Raw genomic sequence first — 23,787 nt, forward strand, 5'->3', positions numbered from 1 at the left:
CAGGCTCGCGGTGCGCTGCGACCGGTAGAGATCCACCGGCCCCTCCACCGGGTGATACAACCCCACGTAGTAGTAGTCCGCGGTGACCTGCTCCAACATCTGCGCACCGGTCATCGTCGTGCCGTCGGTCAACCCCAGCACGGTGTCGGAGCCCTCCCCGCGCAGGATCTGCACCCAGTCCGGCAGATGTACGACCACCTGCGGCACCGGGGCGACCGGGCCTCCACCCACCGGGCCGGCCTGCATCAACGCGTCATACAGCGCCTGCTCGTAGCCGAGCTTCGGGTTCTCCCGCCGCAACCTGCTAGCGGTGGGACGCAGCCGGCCGAGGAAACCGGTGATATGGCGTTCCGGGCCGGTGATGGTGATCGTGCGCAACCCTTGTGAGTCGGTGTTCTTCCCGCCCTTGATGGAACGTCGCCCGTAGGCCTGCTGCTCGACATCATCGACCGTGCGGTTGTAGGCGCGCACCCGGGCGGCAGCCGCCCGGTCGATCTCCCCCACCGTGCCCCGCAGGCCACACAACTCGACACGTAGTTCCCATTCGGTGACTGCGGCACCCTTGAGCAGTTTGCGGGTGTGCTTTTCCACCACACCCAACGCATCCAACGACAGCCCGTCGGCTGCCACCCTCGCGGCGGCCTGCAGTCGCTTGTGCCGGGTGGGGCCGAAGTACACCCCCGCCAACCGCTCCCACGCCCCCGCATCCTTGAAACCGAGTGTTTCGATGCGCGACGTCGACAGGCGACCGGAGGAAAGCTCCTCCAGCACCCGCATGCCCCGCAGGGCCTGCAACGCCGCATCGATGTCCATGCCCCGGACGATAAACCGGAATCACGCGGGCGTCGACAAGCAACCAACCCGACCTGTGGACAACCCCCACCTATCCACAGACACCCGACTTCCTGTCGGGCTACCAGTTGACAACCTAGTTGTTGTGCAGTGTGTGATTGAGGTCCACGGGGCGGGAGTCGCTCGGTGTGGCCTCGACGGCGCCGGACAGGGAGTTGCGGCGGTAGAGGACGCCGCTGACGCCGGAGAGCTCGGCGGCCTTGATGCGGTGGCCGTTGTCGGTGCCGGCCTTCTGGGCGACCGTGCCCCAGACGGTGACCTTGGTGCCGGAGGTGACGTAGAGGCCGGCCTCGACGACGCAGTCGTCACCCAGGGAGATGCCGATGCCGGAGTTGGCGCCGAGGAGGCAGCGCTCGCCGATGGAGATGACCTCCTTGCCGCCACCGGACAGGGTGCCCATGACGGAGGCGCCGCCGCCGATGTCGGTGCCGTCGCCGATGACGACGCCGGCGGACAGGCGGCCCTCGACCATCGAGGTGCCCAGGGTGCCGGCGTTGAAGTTGACGAAGCCCTCGTGCATGACGGTGGTGCCCTCCGCGAGGTGGGCACCGAGGCGGACGCGGTCGGCGTCGGCGATGCGCACACCGGAGGGGACGACGTAGTCGACCATGCGCGGGAACTTGTCGACGGAGAACACGGTGACGGGGCCGCGGGCGGTGAGGCGGCCGCGGACCATCTGGAAGTCGGCGACGGCACAGGGCCCGTAGTTGGTCCACACGACGTTGGCCAGCAGGTCGTAGACGCCGTCGAGGTTGAGGTGGTTCGGGACGACGAGGCGGTGGGAGAGGAGGTGGAGACGCAGGTAGACGTCGTAGGCGTCGACGGGGGCGTCCTCGAGGGAGGCGATGGAGGTGGTCACGGCGACGCGGGCGACACCGCGGTCCTCGTCGGGGCCGGCCAGGGCGGCGAACTGCTGCGGGGTGTCCTCCAGGCGCCGGGTGCCGGCCTCGAGGGGATCATCCGTCAACTTCGGGGCAGGGAACCAGACGTCGAGTACGGTTCCGTCGTGCGTGATGGTCGCAAGTCCGCGCGCGGTGGCTGAAGTCATGGCCGAGACGATACCCGACCCTGTCCCCATTTCGTGAGATTGGCGAGGCCCACGAGCACGGCCACGACGACCACGACGGCGATGACCTGAGAGCGGGCGGCGGCGTCGAAAAGCATGAGGGCGACGAGCGACCACAGGGCGATCATGGTCGCCCACCCGAGCCACGGCCACCCCCACATGCGTACCGTGGAGATCTCGCCGAGATCCTCCAGCTGCGGGTGAAGGCGCAGGTAGGAAGCGGTGATCATGATCCAGATGACGATGAGGCAACCGCCGACGGCGTTGAGCAGGAAGGTGAGCAGCCCCTCCGGGTTCCAGTACTGCAGCCCCACCGAGGCGAAGGCGAAGAACATCGACAGCACGACGGCGTTGATGGGCACGGAGTCCCGGTTGGTCACCGCGAAAATGCGAGGAGCATCACGGTCCAGGGCGAGGGAGTGGACGAGGCGGGAGGTGCCGTAGATCTGGGCGTTGAACGCCGACAGCAGGGCCAGGACGATGACGGCCTCCATGAAGCCGACGACGCCCGGCAGGTCGGCCATGCCGAGCACCGCGGTGAAGGGGGATTCGGCGGCGGTCTCCGCGGCACCGAGCTGGTCGTAGGGGAGCAGCAGGGTGATCACCAGGACGGAGCCGATGTAGAAGACGGCGATGCGCCAGATGACGGATCGCACGGCCACGGCGATGGCCTGCGAGGGCTTCTCCGACTCGGCCGCCGCGATGGTCACCAGCTCGATGCCGCCGAAGGCGAAGGCGACGGCCAGCAGGCCGGCGGCCAGACCCGGCCAGCCGTTCGGCATGAAACCGTCCTCACCGAGGAAGTTGGTCAGCCCCACCGGCTCGACGCCGGGCAGCCAGCCGAAGACCAGCGCCACGCCGATCAGGAGGAAACCGATGATGACCGCCACCTTGATGAAGGCGAACCAGAACTCGAATTCGCCGAACCCGCGGACCTGCGCGAAGTTGACCACCGCGAAGAACACCACGCACACGAGGGCCGGGATCCACGGGTCGACGCCGAACCAGCCGCCCATGATGGCGGCGGCGCCGGTCATCTCGGCACCCATCACCATGATGAGCATGAACCAGTACAGCCAGCCCATGGTGAATCCGGCCCAGTGGCCGAACGCCTGCTTGCTGTAGGTGGAGAAGGAGCCGGAGGAGGGGCGGGCCGCGGCCATCTCGCCGAGCATCTCCATGACGAGCACCACGATGATGCCGGCCGCCAGGTAGGCGAGCAGCACGGCGGGTCCGGCCGCCTGGATACCGACACCGGTTCCGAGGAACAGCCCGGCGCCGATCGCGGAGCCGAGGCCCATCATGGTGAGGTGGCGGGTCTTCAGCCCGGTGCCGAGTTCAGTCTGGGGGCGGTGACTTGTGGTCATATCTACCGAGGATAATCCTCGGCCCGGCCGCCCCCGCGACCGCCCCTCTACTGCCAGACGCGGCGCAGGACCGGCTCGGCGTGACCGACCTCGCGGCGCACGGACCAGTTGGACTGGCCGTTGAGGGAGGAGGCGGCGACGTGGTGGTTGGCGTCGGCGTCCCACACCTGGGTGTCGGCCTCGAGGACGATGTTGGAGCCCAGGGTGCAGTTGTCGCCGATGTTGAGGCCGATGACGCCGGAAGAGACGCCGAAGGTGCAGTTCGCGCCGATGGTGATGGGGTCGCGCAGGCCGTCGGAGCGGCGGCGCGCCATGACGGTGGACGACAGGCCGACGTCGGTGCCCTCGCCGATGACGGTGGAGGAGGACAGGCGGCCCTCGATGCGGGCGGCACCCAGGGAGCCCGAGTTGAAGGAGACGTAGCCCTCGCGGAGCACGCGGGTGCCGGGGGCGAGGTAGGCGCCGAGGCGGACGCGTTCGGCCTCGGCGATGTTGACGCCGGAGGGGACGACGTAGTCGACCATGCGGGGCAGCTTCTCGATGCCGTAGACGTGGATGAGGCCGCGGGAGCGCAGGGCGGTGCGGACGAACTCGAAGTTGTCCGGGGTGCACGGGCCCTTGTTGGTCCACACGACGGTGGACAGGCGGCGCAGGGAGCCGTCCATGTTGAGCTCGAGGGGGCGGACGAGGCGGTGGGAGAGCAGGTGGAGGCGCAGGTAGACGTCGTGGGCGTCGATGGGCAGGGCCTGCAGGTCGGCGATGGTGGTGCGGACGGCGACCTGTTCGACCATGCGGTCCTCGTCGAGGAGCACGAGCTTGAGCATGCTGTCGGGGATGTCGGCGGCGCCGAGTCGCTCGGTGCCGGAGACGAGTCCGGTGCCGTCGACGAGGTCGGGCTCGGGGTACCAGGTGTCCAGAATGGTGCCATCCATGGCGATGTTGGCGATCCCGACCGCGGTTGCTCCCTGTGTTGTCATATCTCCAGAGTCTACGGTGCGCTCCGCGCCCACACACCTTCAGTGACCCTGGGTACCCTGGGTCAGGTGAAACCCCTCGATCTGACCTCCGACCCCGTCGCCCTCACCGCCGCGCTGGTGGACATCCCCAGCCCCTCCCACCAGGAGAAACACATCGCTGATCTGGTGGAGCAGGCGCTTATCGACGTCCCCGGTGTCCAGGTCATCCGCCGCGGCAACACCGTCGCCGCGCGCACCGACCGGGGCCGGGCGGAGCGGGTCGTCCTCGCCGGCCACCTGGACACGGTGCCCATCGCCGACAACGTCCCCCACCGGCTCGTCGACGGCGTCATGTACGGCTGCGGCACCGTCGACATGAAGTCGGGCCTGGCGGTGTACCTGCACCTGTTCGCCACCCTGGCCACCTCCCCGGACCTGGCCTTCGACCTGACCGTCATCGCCTACGAGTGCGAGGAGGTCGACAGCCAGTTCAACGGGCTCGGTCACCTGGCGGCCAGCGACCCCGAGTGGCTGCAGGGTGATCTGGCACTGCTGGGTGAGCCCTCCGGGGCGATCGTCGAGGCCGGCTGCCAGGGTACCCTGCGCGTGCGCGTCACCACCCGCGGGAGGCGTGCCCATTCGGCCCGCGGCTGGCTCGGCGACAACGCCGCCCACAAGCTGGCCCCCGCCATCCAGCGGATCGCCGAGTGGGACAACCGCGAGGTGGACATCGACGGCTGCGTCTACCGGGAGGGGCTCAACGTCGTGAAGCTGGAGAGCTACCTGGCCACCAACATCATCCCCGACGAGGCGTACGCCCTGGTCAACTACCGTTTCGCGCCGGATCTCACGGCGGAGGAGGCGCTGGCGCGCGTCGAGAAGCATCTGGAGGGCTACGAGGTCACCCTCGAGGACTCCGTGGCGGGCGCCCACCCGGGGCTGGACAAGCCGGCGGCCGCGGCGCTCATCGCGCAGGTCGGCGAGGTGAAGGCCAAGTACGGCTGGACGGACGTCGCCCGCTTCGCCGAGCTGGGTGTTCCGGCGGTCAACTTCGGCCCCGGCGACCCCTCGTACGCGCACCGCCAGGAGGAGCAGGTCCCGGTCGAGCACATCACGCGGGTGGCGACGCAGCTGCGGGACTTCCTCACCCCGGCGCGACCCGTCGGAAACAGCTAGGTTTGAGGATTATGGCTCCGAACATCACTCCCGATCCCGACAAGGCCCGGATGCTGCGCGGCCCCATGCTGCTGCGCACCGACGGGGAGAAGAAGTCGACCTACGACCAGCGTCTGCTGGAGCTCGGCTCCGACCACGACTGGCTGCACGCCGACCCGTGGCGCATCCTGCGCATCCAGGGTGAGTTCGTCGCCGGTTTCGACGCCCTGGCCTCCATGCCGAAGGCCGTCACCGTCTTCGGTTCGGCCCGCATCCCGGAGGGGCACCCCTGGTACCAGCAGGGCTGTGACCTGGGTAAGGCGCTCGTCGACGCCGAGTACGCCGTCGTCACCGGCGGCGGTCCGGGCCTCATGGAGGCCCCCAACCGCGGCGCCCACGAAGCGGATGGCCTGTCCGTCGGCCTGGGCATCGAGCTCCCGCACGAGCAGCATCTCAACAACTGGGTCGACCTGGGCCTGAACTTCCGCTACTTCTTCGCCCGCAAGACGATGTTCCTCAAGTACTCGCAGGCGTTCGTCTGTCTGCCGGGTGGTTTCGGCACCCTCGACGAGCTCTTCGAGGTGCTGTGCATGGTGCAGACCGGCAAGGTGACCAACTTCCCGATCGTCCTGCTGGGCACCGAGTTCTGGGGTGGGCTCATCGACTGGATCCGGGAGCGCGTCCTTGCCGAGGGGCTCATCTCCCCGGAGGACATGGACCTGTTCCTCGTCACCGACTCCGTGGAGGAGGCCGTCGAGCACATCGTCGAGGCGCACCGCGTCATGTCGGATCAGCGTCTCGCCGAGCCGGAGACCCGCGACCAGTACACCCCGGTGTCCGAGGTCATGGAGAAGCACGACCGCCGCTGCTAGATCCCGTGGACAGTCATCTTCCCGCGGTGATGGCGATCGTCAACCGCACCCCGGACTCCTTCTACGACAAGGGCGCCACCTTCGCCGACGACGCCGCCCTGCGCCGCTGTGACGACGTCATCGCGCAGGGGGCGCGCATCGTCGACATCGGCGGCGTCAAGGCGGGCCCCGGTTCGTCGGTGGACGCGGCGGAGGAGATCGACCGCGTCGTGCCGATCATCGCCGCCGTCGCCGAGCGCCACCCGGACGTGCTCATCTCCGTGGACACGTGGCGGGCATCCGTCGCCGACGCCGCCATCCGGGCGGGTGCCGGCCTGGTCAACGACACGTGGGCGGGCTACGACCCGGAGCTCGTCGAGGTCGCCGGCCAGCACCGGGTCGGCTACGTCTGCTCGCACACGGGTGGCGTGCGGCCGCGGACGCGCCCCCACCGGGTGCATTTCGACGACGTCGTCGCCGACGTCATCGCCGAGACCACCCGCCTCGCCGAGCGCGCCGTGACGCTGGGCGTCCCGGAGGAGTCGATCTTCCTCGACCCGACGCACGACTTCGGCAAGAACACCTTCCACGGGCTGGAGCTGCTGCGGCGTATCGACGAGATCGTCGCCACCGGCTGGCCCGTCCTCATGGCCCTGAGCAACAAGGACTTCGTCGGGGAGACCGTCGACCGCCCGGTGGGGGAGCGCGTCGCCGGGACACTCGCCGCCACCGCCTGGGCCGCCGCCCGCGGGGTCGCCGCCTTCCGCTCCCACGAGGTGGCCGAGACGGTCGACGTCATCCGCATGACGGCCGCCATCGCCGGCGACGCCCCGCCGCTGCACACGATCCGGGGGCTGGCGTGAGGGTCTCCGTCGTCATCCCCGCCCTCAACGAGGCCCCCACCGTGGCCGGGGTGGTCGCGGCGGTGCTGGCCGACGCCCCCCACGAGGTTCTCGTCATCGACGCCGACTCCACCGACCGCACCGCCGAGGAGGCCACCGCCGCCGGAGCGACGGTGCTCAACTGGCGTGCTGTCCTCCCGGGGATCCCCCCGCAGCCGGGCAAGGGGGAGTCGCTGTGGCGTGGGGTGGCGGCCGCCACCGGGGACATCGTCGTGTTCATCGACGCCGACCTCGAGCGCCCCGCCGCGGGCATGGTCACTGCCCTGACCACCCCTTTCGCCGACCCGCGCATCCATCTCGTCAAGGCCGACTACCGCCGCACCTTCCGCGGGCAGCCCACCGGTGGGGGGCGTGTCACGGAGCTCACCGCGAAACCCCTCATCCGGGTCCTGCACCCGCAGCTCGCGCACATCAACCAGCCGCTCGCCGGCGAGTACGCCGTCCGCCGGGCCACCGCTCTGCGCCTGCCGTTCGCCGCCGGTTACGGCGTCGAGGCCGGCCTGCTTCTCGACGTCGCCCGCCTCCACGGCCCCACCGCCGTCACCCAGGTCGACCTCGGGGTGCGCCGGCACCGCAACCGCCCCCTCGCGGAGCTGGCCCCTATGGCCGACGTTGTGGCGGCGACGCTGCTGGGCCGGGGTGTCGGGGCGCGGCCCCCGCTGTCGGATATCCTGCAGCCATGATCTCCTGGCTGCTGCTCATCGTCCTGCTGCTCGCGCTCACCGCCATCGGCACGTGGTTGTGGGGGAGCGTGTTCGGGCGCGGGGAGCTGCTCGAGCCGCTCGACCCGGACGCCACCCGCGAGGCCAACCTGCGGGCCGTCACGGAGGGGGACATCGACGGCATCGAGTTCGAGATCGTCCCCCGCGGTTACCGGCCGGAACAGGTCGACGAGGTCATCGCGGCGCTGGCGGCCCGCCTCCCCGATCCGAAAAAGGACTAAACTGGTCAGGGTAGACGATCACTCAAGAAGGAGCCAACTGACTATGGCAGCTATGAAGCCGCGTACCGGCAACGGACCCATGGAGGCAGTGGAGGAGAGCCGGAAGATCGTGATGCGGATCCCGTCGGACGGTGGCGGACGCCTCGTCGTCGAGATGAGCAAGGAGGAGGCCGCCGAGCTCGGCGCCCTGCTGACCGCAGCGGCTGAAGGCTAGACAATCTCCGGAGGTATGCTGTGAGGCATGCTCTCCGACATCATCGACGTGCTCGCCGATCCCGCCGACGGCACCCCGCTGTCCGGCGCGGACGACTTCACCCGCCTGGTCTCCGAGTCCGGCCACTCCTTCGACGTGGCCCGACAGGGATATGTGACCCTCGCCGCCGGCGCCGGTCTCCGCCACCAGGGTGACAGCATGGAGATGGTTCTCGCCCGCGAGACGTTCCTGTCCCGCGGGCATTTCGCACCCTTCGTGGAGGCGGTCACCGCGGGCGTGCACGATGCACTCGACGACGCCGCGGTCCCCGACACCGCCCGCCCCGTCATCGCCGAGATCGGCGCGGGCACGGGCTACTACCTCTCCCACACCCTCGACGACGTCGAGGGGGCCCGCGGCGTGGGCATGGACATCTCCGTCCACGCGGCGAAGCACCTGGCCCGCTGCCACCCGCGGGTCGGTGCCGTCGTGGCCGACGTGTGGGAGCGCCTGCCGATGCGGGACACCTCCGTCGACGCGATCACGGTCGTGTTCGCCCCGCGCAACGCCGCGGAGTTCGCCCGCGTACTCACCGAGGGTGGGCAGGCGATCTTCCTCACCGCCGACCGCGGTCACCTCGCCGAGCTGCGTGAGCCGCTGGGCATCCTCGACGTGGAGGAGGGCAAGATTGACCGCCTCCTCGAGCAGGCCGCCGGGCATCTCGCCCCCGTGACGGAGCCGGAGCTCATCGAGTTCCCCATGACCCTGGACAAGGAGTCCATCGCCGCGCAGATCGGCATGAGCCCCTCCGCCCGTCACATCGAGGCCGGGGAGCTGGCCCGCCGTATCGCAGACCTGCCGGAGACCATGCAGGTCACGGCCCGCGCCCATGTCACGCGGATGGGCCGGGCCTAGACCTGGACCTAGACGGAGCCGGGGCCGCGGCTCCAGTACTGCTCGACCTCGGCGTCGCCGGTGGTCTCCACGCGGATCTCGGCGCAGCCGCCGTCGATGTAGACGCGGCTGGCCATGGTGACGGCACCACCGTCGGCGAAGACCTCCACCGTGGAGCCGTCGACGAAAATCGACAGCGAGTCGGAGTCGCCCTCCGCCAGCTCGGCCGTGGCGACGGGGTCGCCGCTGTGGTGGGGGTTCATCGACCGGTCGATGACCAGCTGTGCACCGGAATGGGTGACGGTGGCGGCGGGGCGGCCGGCGGCGTCGACAAGCGTCGCGGTGAGGGTCGATCCGGCGGGGATCTCGCACAGTCCGGTCCACGAGCGGGCAGCGTTGGATTGGCTGATCGCGTCGGGCAGCCCGGCCGGCGGGGTCTGGAACACCAGCCCGCCCTGCAGGGTGACCACGCGCGGCAGAGACAGGCAGTTCGCCCAGCCCTCCTCGGTGAGGGACAGGTGCCCGGAGGGGTCGTCCCGGCGGCCGGTGCCGTTGAGCAGGCCGAAGATAACGGACTGCAGGTAGCGCTTCTCCGGCTTCACGGTGCCCGGGGTGACGTTGGTGTTGCGGGGGCGGGTGAAGTCGTGGCCGTGGTCGATGCGGGTGAAGGGGGTCTTCACCTCGAACTCGGCGTCGCGCAGGGTGCCCACGAGGTAGCCGGAGACGTCGACTCCGGAGTCCTCGAGGGTGACGAGCAGGACGTCGTAGATGTGGCCGTCGACCTCGTCGCGGAGTCGGATGATGCGCGGGCCGACGACGATGGCGGAGGCGTCGAAGCCGGGGTCGCCGGCGTAGGACAGCTCGCCGACGAAGTCCCAGGCCCGGCCGTCGGGGCTGGTGAGCACCACGGGGACGGGCGCGTCGCCGCTGCCGGTGACGCACAGCATGAGCCAGCCGTCGTGGCCGGCGTGACGGTCCTCGTCGGACTCCCAGTCGGGGACGACGCAGGGGGAGCGGAAGCGCACGTGGTCGTCGCGGTTGCTGATGATGTCCCCGTTGCGGCGTACCCGGGTGTCCACGGCGAACTCGTCGTCGGAGACGGGGCACTCCTCGTCGAGGTCGTCGAGGTGGGCGACCTGGATGGAGGTGCCGGCGGCGGTGACGGAGGTGAAGTACAGGTCGAGGCCGTCACCGTTGGAGACGACGGCACCGGCGCGCACGGCGGTCTCGCCCCCGGCGGGGACGAGGGCGTCGTCGCAGATCTCCCAGTCGAAGGGTCCGTTGAGCGAGACCGCGTGGGCCCAGCGGGCGGGCTCGGTGGGGGAGGGACGGTACTGGTGGAACAGGTGCCACGTCTCGTCGTCGAGAAGCACACCCGCGGGGGCGTCCAGAACCCCCGACTCCGGCGTGACGTGCAGTTCGGGTCGGTATGAACTCACAGGGCTCCTAACGAAGGGACTCGTAGATGTCGACGGTCTGCTGGGCGATGGTGGCCCAGGAGAACTTGTCGACGGCGCGGTCACGGCCGGCCGCGCCGAACTTCTTCGCGCGCTCGCTGTCTGCGACCATGGCGTTGACCTGCTCGGCGATCTCCCGCTCGAAGGTCTCCACGTCGTTCTCGTCGTAGTGGACGAGGGTGCCGGTCTCGCCGTCGACGACGACCTCCGGGATACCGCCCACATCGGAGGCGACGACCGCGGTGCCGCACGCCATGGCCTCGAGGTTGACGATGCCCAGCGGCTCGTAGATGGACGGGCACACGAAGGTGTCGGCGGCGGTGAGGATCTCCTGGATCCGGTCGCGCTCGAGCATGTTCTGCACCCAGAAGATGCCGTCGCGCTGGGCCTGCAGCTCCTCCACGAGGGCGGTGGTGCGGGCGGCGATCTCCGGGGTGTCCGGGGCGCCGGCACACAGGACCAGCTGGACGCCCTCGTCGAAGTGGGCGGCGGCCTTGACCAGGTGCTCGACACCCTTCTGGCGGGTGATGCGGCCGACGAAGGCGACGATCGGGCGGTTCGGGTCGACGCCCAGCTCGGTGAGCACTGAGTTCTCCGCCTCGTCGAAGGTGGGGCGCGGGGCCCAGAGTTCGGTGTCGATGCCGTTGAGGACGACGTGGACCCGGTCGGCGTCGATGCGCGGGTACGCCTCGAGGATGGAATCCTTCATGCGGGCGGAGACGGCGATGACGGCGTCGGCGTACTCCATGGCGTTCTTCTCCGACCAGGAGGAGACCTCGTAGCCGCCTCCGAGCTGCTCGCGCTTCCAGGGACGGTGCGGCTCGAGGGAGTGGGCGGTGGCGACGTGCGGGATGCCGTGGAGCTTGCCGGCGAGGTGGCCGCCGAGACCGGCGTACCAGGTGTGGGAGTGGACGACGTCGACGTTGTCGGCCGCCTGGGCCATGCGCAGGCCGGTGGACAGGGTCTTGATCGCCGCGTTGGCGTCCTCGAGGGCCGGGTCGACGCCGTGGACGTGGACACCCTCCATGTCGCGGGGTGCGCCCATGCAGTGGACGTCGACCTCCGTGATCTCACGCATGAAGCGGGTCAGCTCGGTGACGTGGACACCGGCACCGCCGTAGATCTCCGGGGGATACTCTCTGGTCATCATTCCGACTCTCATAGGACCCAAGCGTAGCGACGCCCCGCTGCCCGTGCAGGGGGTATCGGGGGTGGTGGGACCCGTAGGGGGGAGGGAATGGGGAGTGAATGTCATCTTCCCCGGCGAAAACCACGGGGACGACCTAGATTGGGGTGTGTGAAGACTCAGCCGAACGTTCTCGCCATTGTCCTTGCCGGCGGTGAAGGCAAGCGCCTTTTCCCGCTCACCGAAGACCGCGCCAAGCCCGCGGTGCCCTTCGGCGGCAGCTACCGACTCATCGACTTCGTCCTGTCGAACCTGGTCAACGCCGGATACCTCAAGATCGCGGTCCTGACCCAGTACAAGTCGCACTCCCTCGACCGCCACATCTCGCAGGCCTGGTCGCTGCACGGCCCGGTGTCCCAGTACATCGCCTCCGTGCCCGCCCAGCAGCGCCGCGGTAAGCGCTGGTTCACCGGTTCCGCCGACGCCATCGTCCAGTCCATCAACCTCATCTACGACGAGAAGCCGGACTACGTCATCGTCTTCGGCGCGGACCACGTCTACCGCATGGACCCGTCGCAGATGGTGGAGGACCACATCGCCTCCGGTAAGGGCTGCTCCGTGGCCGGTATCCGCGTCCCGCGCATGGAGGCCACCGCCTTCGGCTGCATTCAGTCCGACGACGAGGGCAACATCACCGAGTTCCTGGAGAAGCCGGCCGACCCGCCCTCGACCCCGGACGACCCGGACGTCACCTACGCCTCCATGGGCAACTACGTGTTCACCACGGATGCCCTCATCAAGGCGCTGCTCGACGACGAGAAGAACGAGGACTCCGACCACGACATGGGCGGCGACATTATCCCGTACTTCGTCGAGCGCGGTGACGCCCACGTCTACGACTTCATGGGCAACGAGGTCCCGGGTGCCACCGAGCGCGACAAGGGCTACTGGCGTGACGTCGGTACCGTCGACGCGTTCTACGAGGCCCACATGGACCTCATCTCCGTCCACCCGGTGTTCAACCTGTACAACCGCCTGTGGCCGATCCACTCCACCGAGGACGAGAACTTCCCGCCGGCGAAGTTCACCCAGGGCGGCATCGCCCAGTCCTCCATGGTGGCCCCGGGCTCGATCATCTCCGGTGGTACCGTCCGCAACTCGGTCCTGGCCGGTGACGTCCACGTCGCCGAGGGCGCGACCGTCGAGGGCTCCGTGCTCATGCCGGGCGTCCGCATCGGCCGCGGTGCCGTCGTCCGCCACGCGATCCTGGACAAGAACGTCTACGTCCGCGAGGGCGAGATCATCGGCGTCGACCGGGCTCGCGATGAGGCTCGTTTCAAGATCTCCGCCGGTGGCGTCGTCGTCGTCGGCAAGAACGAGGTCGTCTAGACCTCCTGTTCACCGGGCCACGGGCAGTCAGCTGAGTGACTGCCCGTGGCCCGGTGCGGCTATTTCCTGGTGATGAGCGTCAGCCCCGCGCCCAGCGGCAGGCGGGTGACGATGGCCCCCTCGAGGGAGCGGGACAGCTCGTCGGCCTCCCGGGCGGCGACGGTGGCGCGGTCGCGGCGGGAATCGTCGGCGAGGGTGGCGTCGAGAAGCGCATCGGCGAGGACCAGGGTGCCGCCCGGGGTGAGCAACGGCCAACCGGCCTCGACGACCGCCGGCAGCTCGACGGGGGCGACCTCGGCGTAGACGAGCTGGTAGGACTCGGCGGCGAGACGGCCCATGACGTCCAGCGGGCGGGAGGGCAGGAAGCGCACGCGGGAGGGGGCGTATCCGGCGTCGCGGAACGTGGCGCGGGCCTGCGTCTGGTGCTCGACCTCGGGGTCGATGCACGTCAGGGTGCCCTTGTCGCCGAGGCCGCGGAGGATGTACAGGCCGACGACACCGGCGGCCGGGGTGACCGCGACCGCGCCGGTGGACTTCGACGCGCCGGACCCGGCGGCGAGGGTGGCCAGGAGCTGGCCGGTCATCTCGTCGGGCACGGTGAGGCCGAACTCCTCGGCGTCGCGGCGGGCGTCGAGAAGCGCCTCGGGGATGTCCGTCGTGGATTCGATGTAGGAACGCAGTGCGTCGTAAGCCGTGTCAGTCACAGTGACCAGTGTAGGTCCGTCGGCGTGTCCCGTGGCCGGAGACACGGAGGCTGTTAGTAATGTGGCGATTGGGACGCGTGTGTGGTCTTCACAGAACTTTGCCAGACCCCTGTGTAGCGATACGCAGTGGGGTGCGGCACAATGATCTGCATGACGCGCATCAACGACGACGCCCACACCCGGGACGCCGCCCTGCCCGCCGCAGAGGACCTCACCGGAACCGCCGCATTCGACGCCGGCCAGGGGGACATGCCCAGCTGGGGTGAACTCGTCGCCGAACACGCCGACAGCGTCTACCGTCTCGCCTTCCGTCTCTCCGGTAACCCGCACGACGCGGAGGACCTCACCCAGGAGACGTTCATGCGCGTGTTCCGCTCCATCCGGCACTACCAGCCAGGCACCTTCGAGGGCTGGCTGCACCGCATCACCACCAACCTGTTCCTCGACATGGTGCGCCACCGCAACAAGATCCGCATGGAGGCCCTGCCCGAGGACTACGAGCGCGTGCCCGGCACCGACATGACCCCCGAGCAGGCCTACAGCGTCGCCAACCTCGATCCTGCCCTGCAGGACGCCCTCGACCAGCTCAGCCCCGACTTCCGTGTCGCTGTCGTCCTCTGTGACGTCGTCGGCATGTCCTACGACGAGATCGCCGACACCCTCGGCGTGAAGATGGGCACCGTCCGCTCCCGCATCCACCGCGGCCGGACCCAGCTGCGCGCGAGCCTCGAGGCCGCCGCGAAGAAGGACGAGGGCGCGAAGCTTCTCCTGCGGACCCGCTAGACCTTTCGGGGTATTCTGGCGGCAACCATCGCGGAAGGAGGTCGAACGCACGCAATGATCCGCCCCAATCTGCCGCGCATCCCGCGGCCGAGCGCGCCGAAGCGCCGGCCCCGGCGACGTCGGGAATTCGCATCCGTCGAGCACCTCAGCCTCGAGGCGGTCGCGGCGTTCGTCGACGGTGAACTCTCCGACACCGCCTGCCACCGCGCCCGCGTGCACCTCGTGCACTGCGCCGAGTGCCGCGCCGAGATCGAGCGCCAGCGCGGCGCCTCCGAATGGCTCCGCGGCTCCAACATCGGCGAGGACGTCCGCGCCCCGCACGACCTGCTCACCCGTCTGGCCGGCATCGCCAGCACCCCGCCGCGCTCCGGCCCCGACGCCGAGTCGACGCCCACCCCGGTCCCGGAGGGGCTCATGGACAAGATGGAGATGATCCTCCGCGCGGTCAAGCGCAACCAGGGACACTAGCTGCCCGTCGGGGCGGCCGTGGGGCTAAGGTGGACATGTGTTTTCGAGTATTGGTTGGATCGAGATCGTCACGCTGCTCATCGTGGCGCTCATCGTCGTCGGCCCGGAGCGTCTGCCCGGTCTGATCGAGGACATCCGGGCCGCCGTCTTCGCCGCCCGCCGTGCGATCAACAACGCCAAGAAGGAACTGAACGGAGAGTTCGGCTCCGAGTTCGATGAGCTGCGCAAGCCGCTCGAGCAGGTGTCGGAGTACACGCGCCTGGGGCCGCGCGGGGCGATCGCCAAGGCGCTGTTCGACGGCGACGACTCCGCCCTCGACGACTTCGACCCGAAGAAGATCATGCAGGACGATCCCCGGGACACCCCCGACGCGCGGCAGCGTTCCCCGCAGCCGCAGCCCTCGCAGCAGCAGGCGCGCCAGAACCAGAACCAGAACCCCGAGAACAAGGGCGACTACGGCACCGGCGGCGGGTTCTCCTGGGCGGACATCACGTAGGCCGGAAAAGCGTCCCGCGAAGGCCCCCACCGTCATCGGTGAGGGGCCTTCGCGGGACGAAATGCCGCAGGATCAGCGGTTGACGCCCAGGCCGAGCGACTTACCGGCCAGGGAATCGCGACGCGTCATCAACTGCGCGGCGATCTCGCCGACGGCCTTGCCCGCGGGGGAGTCCGGCTCGGAGACGGCGATGGGGGTGCCGTCGTCGCCGTGGACGCGCAGGGCGGGATCCAACGGGATCTGGCCGAGCAGCGGCACCTTGCCGCCGGTGAGGACCGAGAGACGGTCGGCGACGTGCTGCCCGCCGCCGGAGCCGAAGACGTCGAGGGTCGAGCCGTCGGGAAGCACCATGGCGGCCATGTTCTCGATGACGCCGGCCACCCGCTGGCGGGTCTGCTGCGTGATGGAACCGGCGCGCTCGGCCACCTCGGCGGCCGCGGCCTGCGGGGTGGTGACGATGAGCAGCTCCGCGTTCGGCACCAGCTGCGCCACGGAGATGGCGACGTCGCCGGTGCCCGGGGGCAGGTCCATGAACAGGAAGTCGAGGTCGCCCCAGAAGACGTCGGCGAGGAACTGCTGGATCGCGCGGTGCAGCATGGGGCCGCGCCACACGACGGGGGCGTTGCCGTCGACGAAGTGCCCGATGGAGATGAGCTTCACGCCGTGGGCGATCGGCGGCATGATCATGTCGTCGACGGCGGTGGGGTGCTGGTCGGAACCGAGCAGGCCCGGCACGGAGTGGCCGTAGATGTCGGCGTCGAGGACACCGACCTTGAAGCCGCGGGCGGCGAGGGCGACGGCTAGGTTGACGGTCATCGAGGACTTGCCGACGCCGCCCTTGCCCGACGCCACTGCGTAGACGCGGGTGGTGGAGTCGGGCTGGGCGAAGGGGATGGTCGGCTCGTCGACGCCGCCGCGCAGGGACATGCGCAGTTCGCGGCGCTGTTCGTCGCTCATGACGTCGGTGGTGACGGTGACGGCGCCGACGCCCTCGATCTCCTCCACCGCGGCCTGCGCGTTGGAGGTGATGGTGGACTTCATGGGGCATCCGGCGATGGTGAGGTACAGGACGACATCCACATCGGAGCCGGTGATGTCGATGGACTTGACCATCCCCAGCTCGGTGAGGGGCTTGCCGATTTCAGGGTCCTCTACGCGGGACAGCGCGCTGCGGACAGCGGATTCGGTGATAGCAGACATGACAGCGTCCATCGTAGTAAGTCAGCGCTCGGTGTCATCCGCCAGGTCACCCTGGGTGGGCTCGGTGAGGTCCTCGTGGGAGTCGGCGACGTCGGCCGAGACGTCGTCGAGCTTGGCCTCGAGGCGTTCGAGCAGGCCGCGCAGGTCCTCGAGTTCGTGGCGCAGGTAGTCGCGGGAGACCATGTCACCGACGGCCAGGCGCACGCCGGCGAGCTCGCGGGCGAGGAACTCGGTGTCGGCCTTCGTCTGCTCGGAGCGGCGGCGGTCGGCCGACAGGGTCACCTTGTCGCGGTCCTCCTGCCGGTTCTGGGCCAGCAGGATGAGGGGCGCGGCGTAGGCGGCCTGCGTCGAGAAGGCGAGGTTGAGCAGGATGAACGGGTAGGGGTCCCATTTCCAGATGAACCAGCCGCCGGCGTTGAGCGCGATCCACACGATGACGATGACGGTCTGCCACATGAGGTACTGGCCCGTGCCGAAGAAGCGGGCGACCTTTTCGGCGCCGGCGCCGACGGCGTCGTCGTCGATACGCATGAACCTGCGTCGCCGTCCGGCGACGGGGGTGTCCAGGTAATCAGCCATAGGTCACCGTCCTGTGCTTGTCGACGCCGGGTCCGGGCCGCAGCCCCTCCGAGCGCCAGTCCTCCGGGAGCATGTGGTCGAGCAGATCATCGACGGCGACGGCGCCGATGAGGTGGTTGCCCTCGTCGAGCACGGGGCCGCACACGAGGTTGTAGGTGGCGAAGTAGCGGGCGGCGGTCTCCTGGTCGTCGTCCGCGTACAGCGGCGGGAGATCCGGGTCGAGGATGCCCGACACCAGCGTCGAGGGCGGCTCGCGCAGCAGCTTCTGCAGGTGCACGCAGCCGAGGTACTGGCCGGTGGGCGTGGCGGTCGGGGGACGCACGACGAACACCATCGAGGCCAGCGACGTCGGCAGGTCGGGGTCGCGCGCCAGGGCGAGGGCCTCGGCGACCGTGGTCTGCGGGGTGAGCACGAGCGGCTCCGGCGTCATGAGCGCACCGACCGTGTCGAGGGAGAAGCTCATGAGGCGGCGGACGGGGGCGGACTCCTCCGGGTCCATGAGCTCGAGGAGGACCTCCGCCTTGTCGTCGGGAAGCTCCTGGAGGATGTCGGCGGCGTCGTCCGGGTCCATCTCCTCGAGGACATCCGCGGCGCGCTCGATGTCGAGGGTCTCCAGCAGTTCCGCCTGGTGATCCTCCGGCATCTCCTGGAGGATGTCGGCGAGGCGCTCGTCGTCGAGCTCGTTGGCCAGCTGGTGACGCTCCTCGCTGGGCATCTCGTGGAGGATGTTGGCCACGTCCGCCGGACGCATCTGGTCGAAACCGGCCAGCTTCTCCGCCAGGGCATCGGACTCGCCCGCGCCACCGGCGGACAGGCCGTGGACGTGCGAGAACGCCGGGGTGTACAGGCTGGGGGAGCGGCCGAACTTGGGGCGCGCCCCGAACACGGCGACCTTGGAGATCACCCAGTCGCGGGTGCGGGTGCGCTCCAGCTCGACGTCGGCGATCTCCACCGCCTTGCCGTGCAGGTTCGGCAGCTCCGGGTCATCGGTGTGGACCTTCGCGCCCACCAGATCACCCATGACCGTGAGCTCACCGGAGCGCACCTGGAAGGCGCGCATGGACACCGACCCGGTGGCCAGGGTGATGTCACCCGGTTCGATCGCGGCGATACGCAGCATCGGCACGAAGATACGGCGGCGGTTGACCAACTCGACGACCACCCCCAGCGCGCGGGACGTGCCCGCCGAGCGGATCGTGACCACGACATCGCGCACACGGCCGATGGGGTCGAGGTCGGGGCCTCGGACCTGCAGGCCGATCAGACGGCCCGCGTACACACGGGTGACAGCACTCATATGCCCAATTCTAGACTGGAACCAAACGGGCCCCCGATTCGTTGTCCGGGTATGAGCTCTGAGTTGCGTCCCCGCCCGACCGGCTGGCCGGTCGGCAGTTTTGATTCTTACAGTGACGCGCAGGCGGCCGTCGACAAGCTCTCGGACCTGCAGTTCCCCGTCAAGGAACTCACCATCGTCGGGGTCGACCTCATGGAGGTCGAGCGGGTGAGCGGGCGCCTGACGTGGCCGCGCGTGCTGGCCGGTGGTGCGGTGTCCGGTGCCTGGATCGGCCTGTTCTTCGGCCTGCTGTTCACCTTCCTCGGCCAGGGCGTCCTCGCACCGCTCACCCTCGGCCTGGTCATGGGCGTGGTCTTCGGCGTCGTCTCCGCCGCGGTGCCCTACGCCCTGTCCGCCGGGAAGCGCGACTTCACCTCCCGCACCGAGATCGTCGCCGGGCGCTACGACATCCTCTGCGACCCCGCCCGCGCCACCGAGGCCCGCGACATCATCGCCCGCTCGGGCCTGGCACGCCGCCTCCCGCAGGAGGGGTAGAATCCCACGGCATGAGCCGACCCATCCGCCGCACCGCCAGCCTCACCCTCGCCCTGGCCGGGGCGGTGTCGCTCGCCGGCTGCGCTGACGCCGAACCCGGGCGCACGCCTGACCGGGACCACACCCGCCCCGTTGTCATCTCCGTGAGCGCCAACTCCCCCGAGCAGCTCATCCTCGGGGAGATATACCTGCAGACCCTGCAGGCCCAGGAACGGGAGGTCATCCTCGACCTCGAATCGGAGACCGAGGAACGCACCCGCCTGGAACGCCTCCGGGAGGGGGACGCGGACCTCGTCATCGGCTGCACCGGCATGTACCTGAGCAACCTCGACCCGCTGCGCGCCGTCGACCTGTCCGCCGAGATCGAGGCCGGGGACGTCGAGGACCCCGCCGACACCACCTACCGCGAGTACCTCGGTGCCCTCTCGGGCGGGTTCACATCCCCGGACCCCTCCTCCGCGCAGGGCTGCGCCGACATCGTCGCCCGGGAGCAGATGCCCGACCTGCCGCAGAGCATCGTCCCCACCTACAACCGGGAGCTGTTCGACCGGGAGGAGCAGAAGGCGATCACCGACGTCACCCGCTTCCTCACCACCGACGAGATCGCCACCCTCATCGAGGACGCCCGGGAGAAGTCCTCCGCCTCCTCCGTGGTGGAGGCGTGGCTGCCGAGCTGACGGCGGCGTCGACAAGCGCGACAAGCATGACAAACGGGCCCGTCCCCCGGAAGGGGAGCGGGCCCGTGTCAGCCTGACTGAACTACTGGGCGAACGCCTCGTCGATCAGCTGGGCCTGCTCGAGCTGGTGCACCTTGGAGACACCGGTCGAGGTGGAGGACTGCGCACGACGCGAGATGCGACGCATCTCCGGCATGTCCGGGATGAGGTTGCGCAGGTGCTCGTTGTAGAACGGCCACGGGCCCTGGTTGGCCGGCTCGTCCTGGACGAAGCGGATCTCGGTGGCGTTCGGGTAGTTCTTGAACGCATCCGACAGACGGTTGAACGGGATCGGGTGCAGCATCTCGATGCGCACGATCGCGACGTCCTCGCGCTTGTCCTTCTTACGACGCTTCTCCAGCTCGTAGTACACCTTGCCGGAGCACAGCATGATCGTCTTCACCTTGTCGGCGTCGCCGATGACGTTGTTGTCGCGGTCGACCAGGCGCGGATCGTCGATGACGGAGGAGAACGAGGTCACCTCGGTGAAGTCCTCGACGGAGGAGGCGGCGTCCTTGAGGCGCAGCATCGACTTCGGGGTGAAGACCACCAGCGGGCGACGCATGGTTCCCAGTGCGTGACGACGCAGCAGGTGGAAGTGGTTCGCCGGGGTCGACGGCTGGGCGACGGTCATGGAACCCTCGGCGCACAGCTGCAGGAAACGCTCGATGCGGGCGGAGGAGTGGTCCGGGCCCTGGCCCTCGTAGCCGTGCGGCAGGAGGAGGATGAGGCCGGACATCTGGCCCCACTTGGCTTCACCGGAGGAGACGTACTCGTCGATGATGGTCTGCGCGCCGTTGGCGAAGTCACCGAACTGCGCCTCCCAGGCGACGACCGCATCCTGGTTACCGACGGTGTAGCCGTACTCGAAGCCCATACCGGCGAACTCGGTCAGCGCGGAGTTGTACACGAGGAACTTGCCGCCGTTGCCCTTCTCCTGGGCCAGCTCGTTGATCGGGTTGAACTCCTCGCCGTTGCGCGGGTCGATCGGGATGGCGTGACGCTGGGTGAAGGTACCGCGGCGGGAGTCCTCACCGGCCAGGCGCACGAGGCGACCGGAGTTGGCCAGGGAGGAGAAGGCGATGAGCTCACCCCAGCCCCAGTCGATGCCGCCCTCGCGGACGGACTCGGCGCGGCGCTTGGCCACCGGGGCCACACGCGGGTGGAACTGGAAGTCGCCCGGTGCGTTGGCGTAGGCCTGACCGATCTCGACGAGCTCCTCGCGGGTGATGGAGGTGTCCAGACCGCGGGTGAGCTCCTGGGAGCCGGTGATGCCGGTCTGCTCCTGCGGGCCGGCCTTCTCGGCCTCCTTGACCTCGTTGAAGACGGACTCCATCTGGTCGTGGAAGTCGCGTGCCGCGATCTCGGCGTCCTCGGCGGAGAGGTCACCACGGCCGACGAGGTCGTCGGTGTAGCGGGCACGGACCGACTTGCGGTCGGCGATGAGGTCGTACATGAGCGGCTGGGTCATGGACGGGTCGTCGGCCTCGTTGTGACCGCGGCGGCGGTAGCAGATGAGGTCGATGAAGACGTCCTTGCCGAAGCGGCGGCGGTACTCGGTGGCCAGCTGGCCGACCCAGACGACGGCCTCGGGATCGTCACCGTTGACGTGGAAGACCGGGCAGTCGAAGCCCTTGGCGACGTCGGTGGCGTAGTGGGTGGAGCGGGAGGAGTCCGGGGTGGTGGTGAAGCCGATCTGGTTGTTCACCACGATGTGGACGGTGCCACCGACGGTGTAACCGCGCAGGCCGTAGAGGTTGATGGTCTCCTGGACGATGCCCAGGCCGGCGAAGGAGGCGTCACCGTGCAGCATGAGCGGCATGACGGTGTAGCCGTCCTGGCCCTTGTCCAGCAGGTCCTGCTTGGCGCGGGCGATACCCACCATGACCGGATCGACGGCCTCGAGGTGGGACGGGTTGGCGGTGAGGGAGACCTTGATCTCGCCGTCGCCGAACATCTGGATGTGTTTGCCCTCGGAGCCGAGGTGGTACTTCACGTCACCGGAGCCACCGATCTGGCCCTGGGTGATGTTGCCCTCGAACTCGTTGAAGATCGTGGCGAGGGACTTGCCGACGATGTTGAACAGTACGTTGAGGCGACCACGGTGCGGCATGCCGATGACGACCTCGTCGAGGCCCTGACCGGCGGCGGTGTCGATGGCGGCGTCCATGAGCGGGATGAGCGCCTCGGCGCCCTCGAGGGAGAAGCGCTTCTGGCCGACGTACTTGGTCTGCAGGAAGTTCTCGAAGGCCTCGGCGGCGTTGAGCTTCTGCAGGATGTACTTCTGCTCGGCGTTGGTCGGCTTGGGCATGCCGGCCTCGAGGCGGTCCTGCAGCCACTCACGCTCGTCACGGTCGAGGATGTGGGTGTACTCGGAACCGACCTTGAGGGTGTAGGCCGCGCGCAGGCGGGAGAGCACCTCGCGCAGGGTCATGGACTCCTTGCCGCCGAAGCCACCGACGTGGAAGGTGCGGTCGAGGTCCCAGATGGTCAGGCCGTGGGTCTCGATGTCCAGGTCGCGGTGGTCCGGGACGGGCATGCCCGGCTGGATCCAGTTGAGCGGGTTGGTGTCCGCGATGAGGTGGCCGCGGGAGCGGTACGCCTCGATGAGCTGCATGACGCGGGTGTTCTTGTCGATGCCGCGGTTCGGCAGATCCTGCGCCCAACGCATGGGGGCGTAGGGGATGTTCATGCGCTCGAAGATGTGGTCCCAGAACTTGTCGTCGACCAGCAGCTGCGACATGGTGCGCAGGAACTCACCGGACTCCGCGCCCTGGATGACGCGGTGATCGTAGGTGGAGGTGATGGTGACCAGCTTGCCGACGCCCAGCTCGGCGAGGCGGTCCTCGGAGGCACCGGCGAACTCGGCCGGGTAGTCCATGGAGCCGACACCGATGATGGTGCCCTGGCCCTTGGTCAGACGCGGGACGGAGTGGCGGGTACCGATGCCGCCCGGGTTGGTCAGGGAGACGGTGACACCCTGGTAGTCGTCGAGGGTGAGCTTGCCGACGCGGGAACGGTCGACGATGTCCTCGTAGGCGTCGATGAACTCATCGAACGCCATGGTCTCGGTCTCCTTGATGGCGGCGACCACGAGGGCGCGGGAGCCGTCCTTCTGCGGGAGGTCGATGGCCAGACCGATGTTGATGTGCTCCGGGGTGATGACGGAAGGCTTGCCGTCCTTGACCTCGTAGGAGACGTTCATGTCCGGGTGGGCCATGATCGCCTTCACCATGGCGTAGCCGATGATGTGGGTGAAGGAGATCTTGCCGCCGCGGGTACGGGCCAGGTGGTCGTTGACCATGGCGCGGTTCTCGAACATGAGCTTGACCGGCATGTCGCGGACGGAAGTCGCGGTGGGGACCTCGAGCGACTCGTCCATGTTCTTGGCGATGGCCTTGAACAGGCCGCGCAGCGGCTTGGCACCGGCCTCCGGGGCCGGGGTGTTGGCTGCGCGGTCGATCGGGGAGACCGGCTTCTTGCGGGCGGGGCGACCGGCGGCCGGGGCCTCCTTCTTGGTCGTCGCCTGAGCGGCCTTGGCCTGCTCGGTCACGACGGTCTTGCGCTCCTCGGTCTTGTCGGACCCGATCGGGCCGGCGTCCGGCACCGAGATCGGCTCCTTGACGTTTCCGACCTTGCCGGCCTTCTGAGTGGCTGCAGCGTCAGCGGACACCGGGGCGCCGTTCTTCTCAAACAGCTCCCGCCACTCCTTGTCCACGGACTGGGGGTCCTTCTGGAACTGCTGGAACATCTCGTCTACCAGCCACTCGTTCGGGCCGAAAGTACTTGCGCTGCTCACGGCAGGTGCTCGCCTCTTTTCATTGCTTCATGTTGCAGTCGTCTTGCCAACAATAATTGT

The 23,787-nt window shown here is 68.9% G+C and carries 24 protein-coding genes; 13 read left to right on the forward strand and 11 right to left on the reverse strand.

Features of this window, described 5'->3' with window-relative positions; translation table 11 throughout:
• The 4 genes from B9Y70_RS12185 to B9Y70_RS12200 all read right to left on the reverse strand — a co-directional run.
• Positions 1–813, reverse strand: an 813-nt coding sequence (locus B9Y70_RS12185) for a hypothetical protein (RefSeq protein ID WP_085550537.1), incomplete at its 3' end; no start/stop codon positions are given.
• A gap of 115 nt (positions 814–928) precedes the next feature.
• Entirely contained in the window at positions 929–1,900 is a 972-nt protein-coding gene (dapD, locus tag B9Y70_RS12190; protein WP_085550538.1) for a 2,3,4,5-tetrahydropyridine-2,6-dicarboxylate N-succinyltransferase, read from the reverse strand.
• Positions 1,897–3,285: an amino acid permease gene (locus B9Y70_RS12195; protein WP_085550539.1), complete on the reverse strand. Its 1,389-nt coding sequence runs from the start codon at positions 3,283–3,285 to the stop codon at positions 1,897–1,899. The genes dapD and B9Y70_RS12195 overlap by 4 nt, the downstream gene beginning before the upstream one ends.
• A gap of 47 nt (positions 3,286–3,332) precedes the next feature.
• Positions 3,333–4,262, reverse strand: coding sequence for a DapH/DapD/GlmU-related protein (locus B9Y70_RS12200; protein WP_085550540.1), 930 nt, complete (start codon positions 4,260–4,262; stop codon positions 3,333–3,335).
• Between the two features lie 66 nt (positions 4,263–4,328).
• Between B9Y70_RS12200 and dapE the strand changes: the two genes are divergently transcribed.
• From dapE to B9Y70_RS12235, 7 genes are read left to right on the forward strand one after another with little or no spacing between them, the layout of a single operon-like run.
• Entirely contained in the window at positions 4,329–5,417 is a 1,089-nt protein-coding gene (gene dapE, locus B9Y70_RS12205; protein ID WP_085550583.1) for a succinyl-diaminopimelate desuccinylase, read from the forward strand.
• A gap of 11 nt (positions 5,418–5,428) precedes the next feature.
• The gene (locus B9Y70_RS12210) at positions 5,429–6,268 is read left to right on the forward strand and encodes an LOG family protein (protein WP_085550541.1); all 840 of its coding nucleotides are present in this window, start codon (positions 5,429–5,431) and stop codon (positions 6,266–6,268) included.
• A 29-nt stretch (positions 6,269–6,297) separates the two neighbouring features.
• Positions 6,298–7,110, forward strand: coding sequence for a dihydropteroate synthase (folP, locus tag B9Y70_RS12215; RefSeq protein ID WP_085550542.1), 813 nt, complete (start codon positions 6,298–6,300; stop codon positions 7,108–7,110).
• Complete coding sequence (locus tag B9Y70_RS12220) at positions 7,107–7,832, forward strand: glucosyl-3-phosphoglycerate synthase (protein ID WP_085550543.1); 726 nt, start codon at positions 7,107–7,109, stop codon at positions 7,830–7,832. The genes folP and B9Y70_RS12220 overlap by 4 nt, the downstream gene beginning before the upstream one ends.
• Positions 7,829–8,092, forward strand: a complete 264-nt coding sequence (locus B9Y70_RS12225; protein WP_085550544.1) for a DivIVA domain-containing protein — start codon at positions 7,829–7,831, stop codon at positions 8,090–8,092. Before B9Y70_RS12220 ends, B9Y70_RS12225 begins: the two co-directional genes overlap by 4 nt.
• Positions 8,093–8,135: 43 nt before the next feature.
• A complete protein-coding gene (locus B9Y70_RS12230; RefSeq protein ID WP_085550545.1) occupies positions 8,136–8,306 on the forward strand; it encodes a DUF3117 domain-containing protein in 171 nt (56 codons plus the stop codon).
• Between the two features lie 27 nt (positions 8,307–8,333).
• Positions 8,334–9,200 carry a methyltransferase domain-containing protein gene (locus B9Y70_RS12235; RefSeq protein ID WP_085550546.1) on the forward strand — a complete coding sequence of 289 codons (867 nt, stop codon included), beginning with the start codon at positions 8,334–8,336 and terminating at the stop codon, positions 9,198–9,200.
• Positions 9,201–9,208: 8 nt separating this feature from the next.
• Here the strand turns inward: B9Y70_RS12235 and B9Y70_RS12240 are convergent, their stop codons facing one another.
• Both B9Y70_RS12240 and glgA read right to left on the reverse strand, forming a co-directional pair.
• Positions 9,209–10,618 carry a GH32 C-terminal domain-containing protein gene (locus tag B9Y70_RS12240; RefSeq protein WP_085550547.1) on the reverse strand — a complete coding sequence of 470 codons (1,410 nt, stop codon included), beginning with the start codon at positions 10,616–10,618 and terminating at the stop codon, positions 9,209–9,211.
• Between the two features lie 7 nt (positions 10,619–10,625).
• Positions 10,626–11,798, reverse strand: a complete 1,173-nt coding sequence (gene glgA / locus B9Y70_RS12245) for a glycogen synthase (RefSeq protein WP_085550548.1) — start codon at positions 11,796–11,798, stop codon at positions 10,626–10,628.
• A 135-nt stretch (positions 11,799–11,933) separates the two neighbouring features.
• Between glgA and glgC the strand changes: the two genes are divergently transcribed.
• The gene (gene glgC, locus B9Y70_RS12250) at positions 11,934–13,151 is read left to right on the forward strand and encodes a glucose-1-phosphate adenylyltransferase (protein ID WP_085550549.1); all 1,218 of its coding nucleotides are present in this window, start codon (positions 11,934–11,936) and stop codon (positions 13,149–13,151) included.
• A gap of 59 nt (positions 13,152–13,210) precedes the next feature.
• Here the strand turns inward: glgC and B9Y70_RS12255 are convergent, their stop codons facing one another.
• Positions 13,211–13,855 carry an O-methyltransferase gene (locus B9Y70_RS12255; RefSeq protein WP_085550550.1) on the reverse strand — a complete coding sequence of 215 codons (645 nt, stop codon included), beginning with the start codon at positions 13,853–13,855 and terminating at the stop codon, positions 13,211–13,213.
• A 150-nt stretch (positions 13,856–14,005) separates the two neighbouring features.
• Here B9Y70_RS12255 and sigE point away from each other — a divergent pair, with 150 nt between their 5' ends.
• From sigE to tatB, 3 genes are read left to right on the forward strand one after another with little or no spacing between them, the layout of a single operon-like run.
• Positions 14,006–14,638: an RNA polymerase sigma factor SigE gene (sigE, locus tag B9Y70_RS12260; RefSeq protein ID WP_085550551.1), complete on the forward strand. Its 633-nt coding sequence runs from the start codon at positions 14,006–14,008 to the stop codon at positions 14,636–14,638.
• A gap of 54 nt (positions 14,639–14,692) precedes the next feature.
• Positions 14,693–15,106, forward strand: a complete 414-nt coding sequence (locus B9Y70_RS12265; RefSeq protein ID WP_085550552.1) for an anti-sigma factor family protein — start codon at positions 14,693–14,695, stop codon at positions 15,104–15,106.
• A gap of 37 nt (positions 15,107–15,143) precedes the next feature.
• Positions 15,144–15,602: a Sec-independent protein translocase protein TatB gene (gene tatB, locus B9Y70_RS12270; protein WP_085550553.1), complete on the forward strand. Its 459-nt coding sequence runs from the start codon at positions 15,144–15,146 to the stop codon at positions 15,600–15,602.
• A 72-nt stretch (positions 15,603–15,674) separates the two neighbouring features.
• On the opposite strand, the gene B9Y70_RS12275 is transcribed toward tatB, so the two are convergent.
• Genes B9Y70_RS12275 through B9Y70_RS12285 form a run of 3 tightly spaced genes read right to left on the reverse strand, consistent with a single transcriptional unit; the run spans position 15,675 to position 18,678 of the window.
• Positions 15,675–16,802, reverse strand: coding sequence for an Mrp/NBP35 family ATP-binding protein (locus B9Y70_RS12275; RefSeq protein WP_085550584.1), 1,128 nt, complete (start codon positions 16,800–16,802; stop codon positions 15,675–15,677).
• Positions 16,803–16,823: 21 nt separating this feature from the next.
• Positions 16,824–17,381: a DUF1003 domain-containing protein gene (locus B9Y70_RS12280; RefSeq protein WP_085550554.1), complete on the reverse strand. Its 558-nt coding sequence runs from the start codon at positions 17,379–17,381 to the stop codon at positions 16,824–16,826.
• The gene (locus B9Y70_RS12285; protein WP_085550555.1) at positions 17,374–18,678 is read right to left on the reverse strand and encodes a magnesium transporter MgtE N-terminal domain-containing protein; all 1,305 of its coding nucleotides are present in this window, start codon (positions 18,676–18,678) and stop codon (positions 17,374–17,376) included. The genes B9Y70_RS12280 and B9Y70_RS12285 overlap by 8 nt, the downstream gene beginning before the upstream one ends.
• A 51-nt stretch (positions 18,679–18,729) precedes the next feature.
• On the opposite strand from B9Y70_RS12285, the gene B9Y70_RS12290 reads away from it, so the two are divergent.
• Together B9Y70_RS12290 and B9Y70_RS12295 are read left to right on the forward strand one after the other, a co-directional pair.
• Complete coding sequence (locus B9Y70_RS12290) at positions 18,730–19,212, forward strand: YflT domain-containing protein (protein WP_085550556.1); 483 nt, start codon at positions 18,730–18,732, stop codon at positions 19,210–19,212.
• Positions 19,213–19,223: 11 nt separating this feature from the next.
• Positions 19,224–19,889 carry a hypothetical protein gene (locus tag B9Y70_RS12295; RefSeq protein ID WP_085550557.1) on the forward strand — a complete coding sequence of 222 codons (666 nt, stop codon included), beginning with the start codon at positions 19,224–19,226 and terminating at the stop codon, positions 19,887–19,889.
• A gap of 82 nt (positions 19,890–19,971) precedes the next feature.
• On the opposite strand, the gene B9Y70_RS12300 is transcribed toward B9Y70_RS12295, so the two are convergent.
• Positions 19,972–23,727: a multifunctional oxoglutarate decarboxylase/oxoglutarate dehydrogenase thiamine pyrophosphate-binding subunit/dihydrolipoyllysine-residue succinyltransferase subunit gene (locus B9Y70_RS12300; RefSeq protein WP_085550558.1), complete on the reverse strand. Its 3,756-nt coding sequence runs from the start codon at positions 23,725–23,727 to the stop codon at positions 19,972–19,974.
• Positions 23,728–23,787 lie beyond the last annotated feature (60 nt).

This window comes from Corynebacterium pollutisoli, assembly GCF_900177745.1.
Classification (GTDB): Bacteria; Actinomycetota; Actinomycetes; order Mycobacteriales; family Mycobacteriaceae; genus Corynebacterium; species Corynebacterium pollutisoli.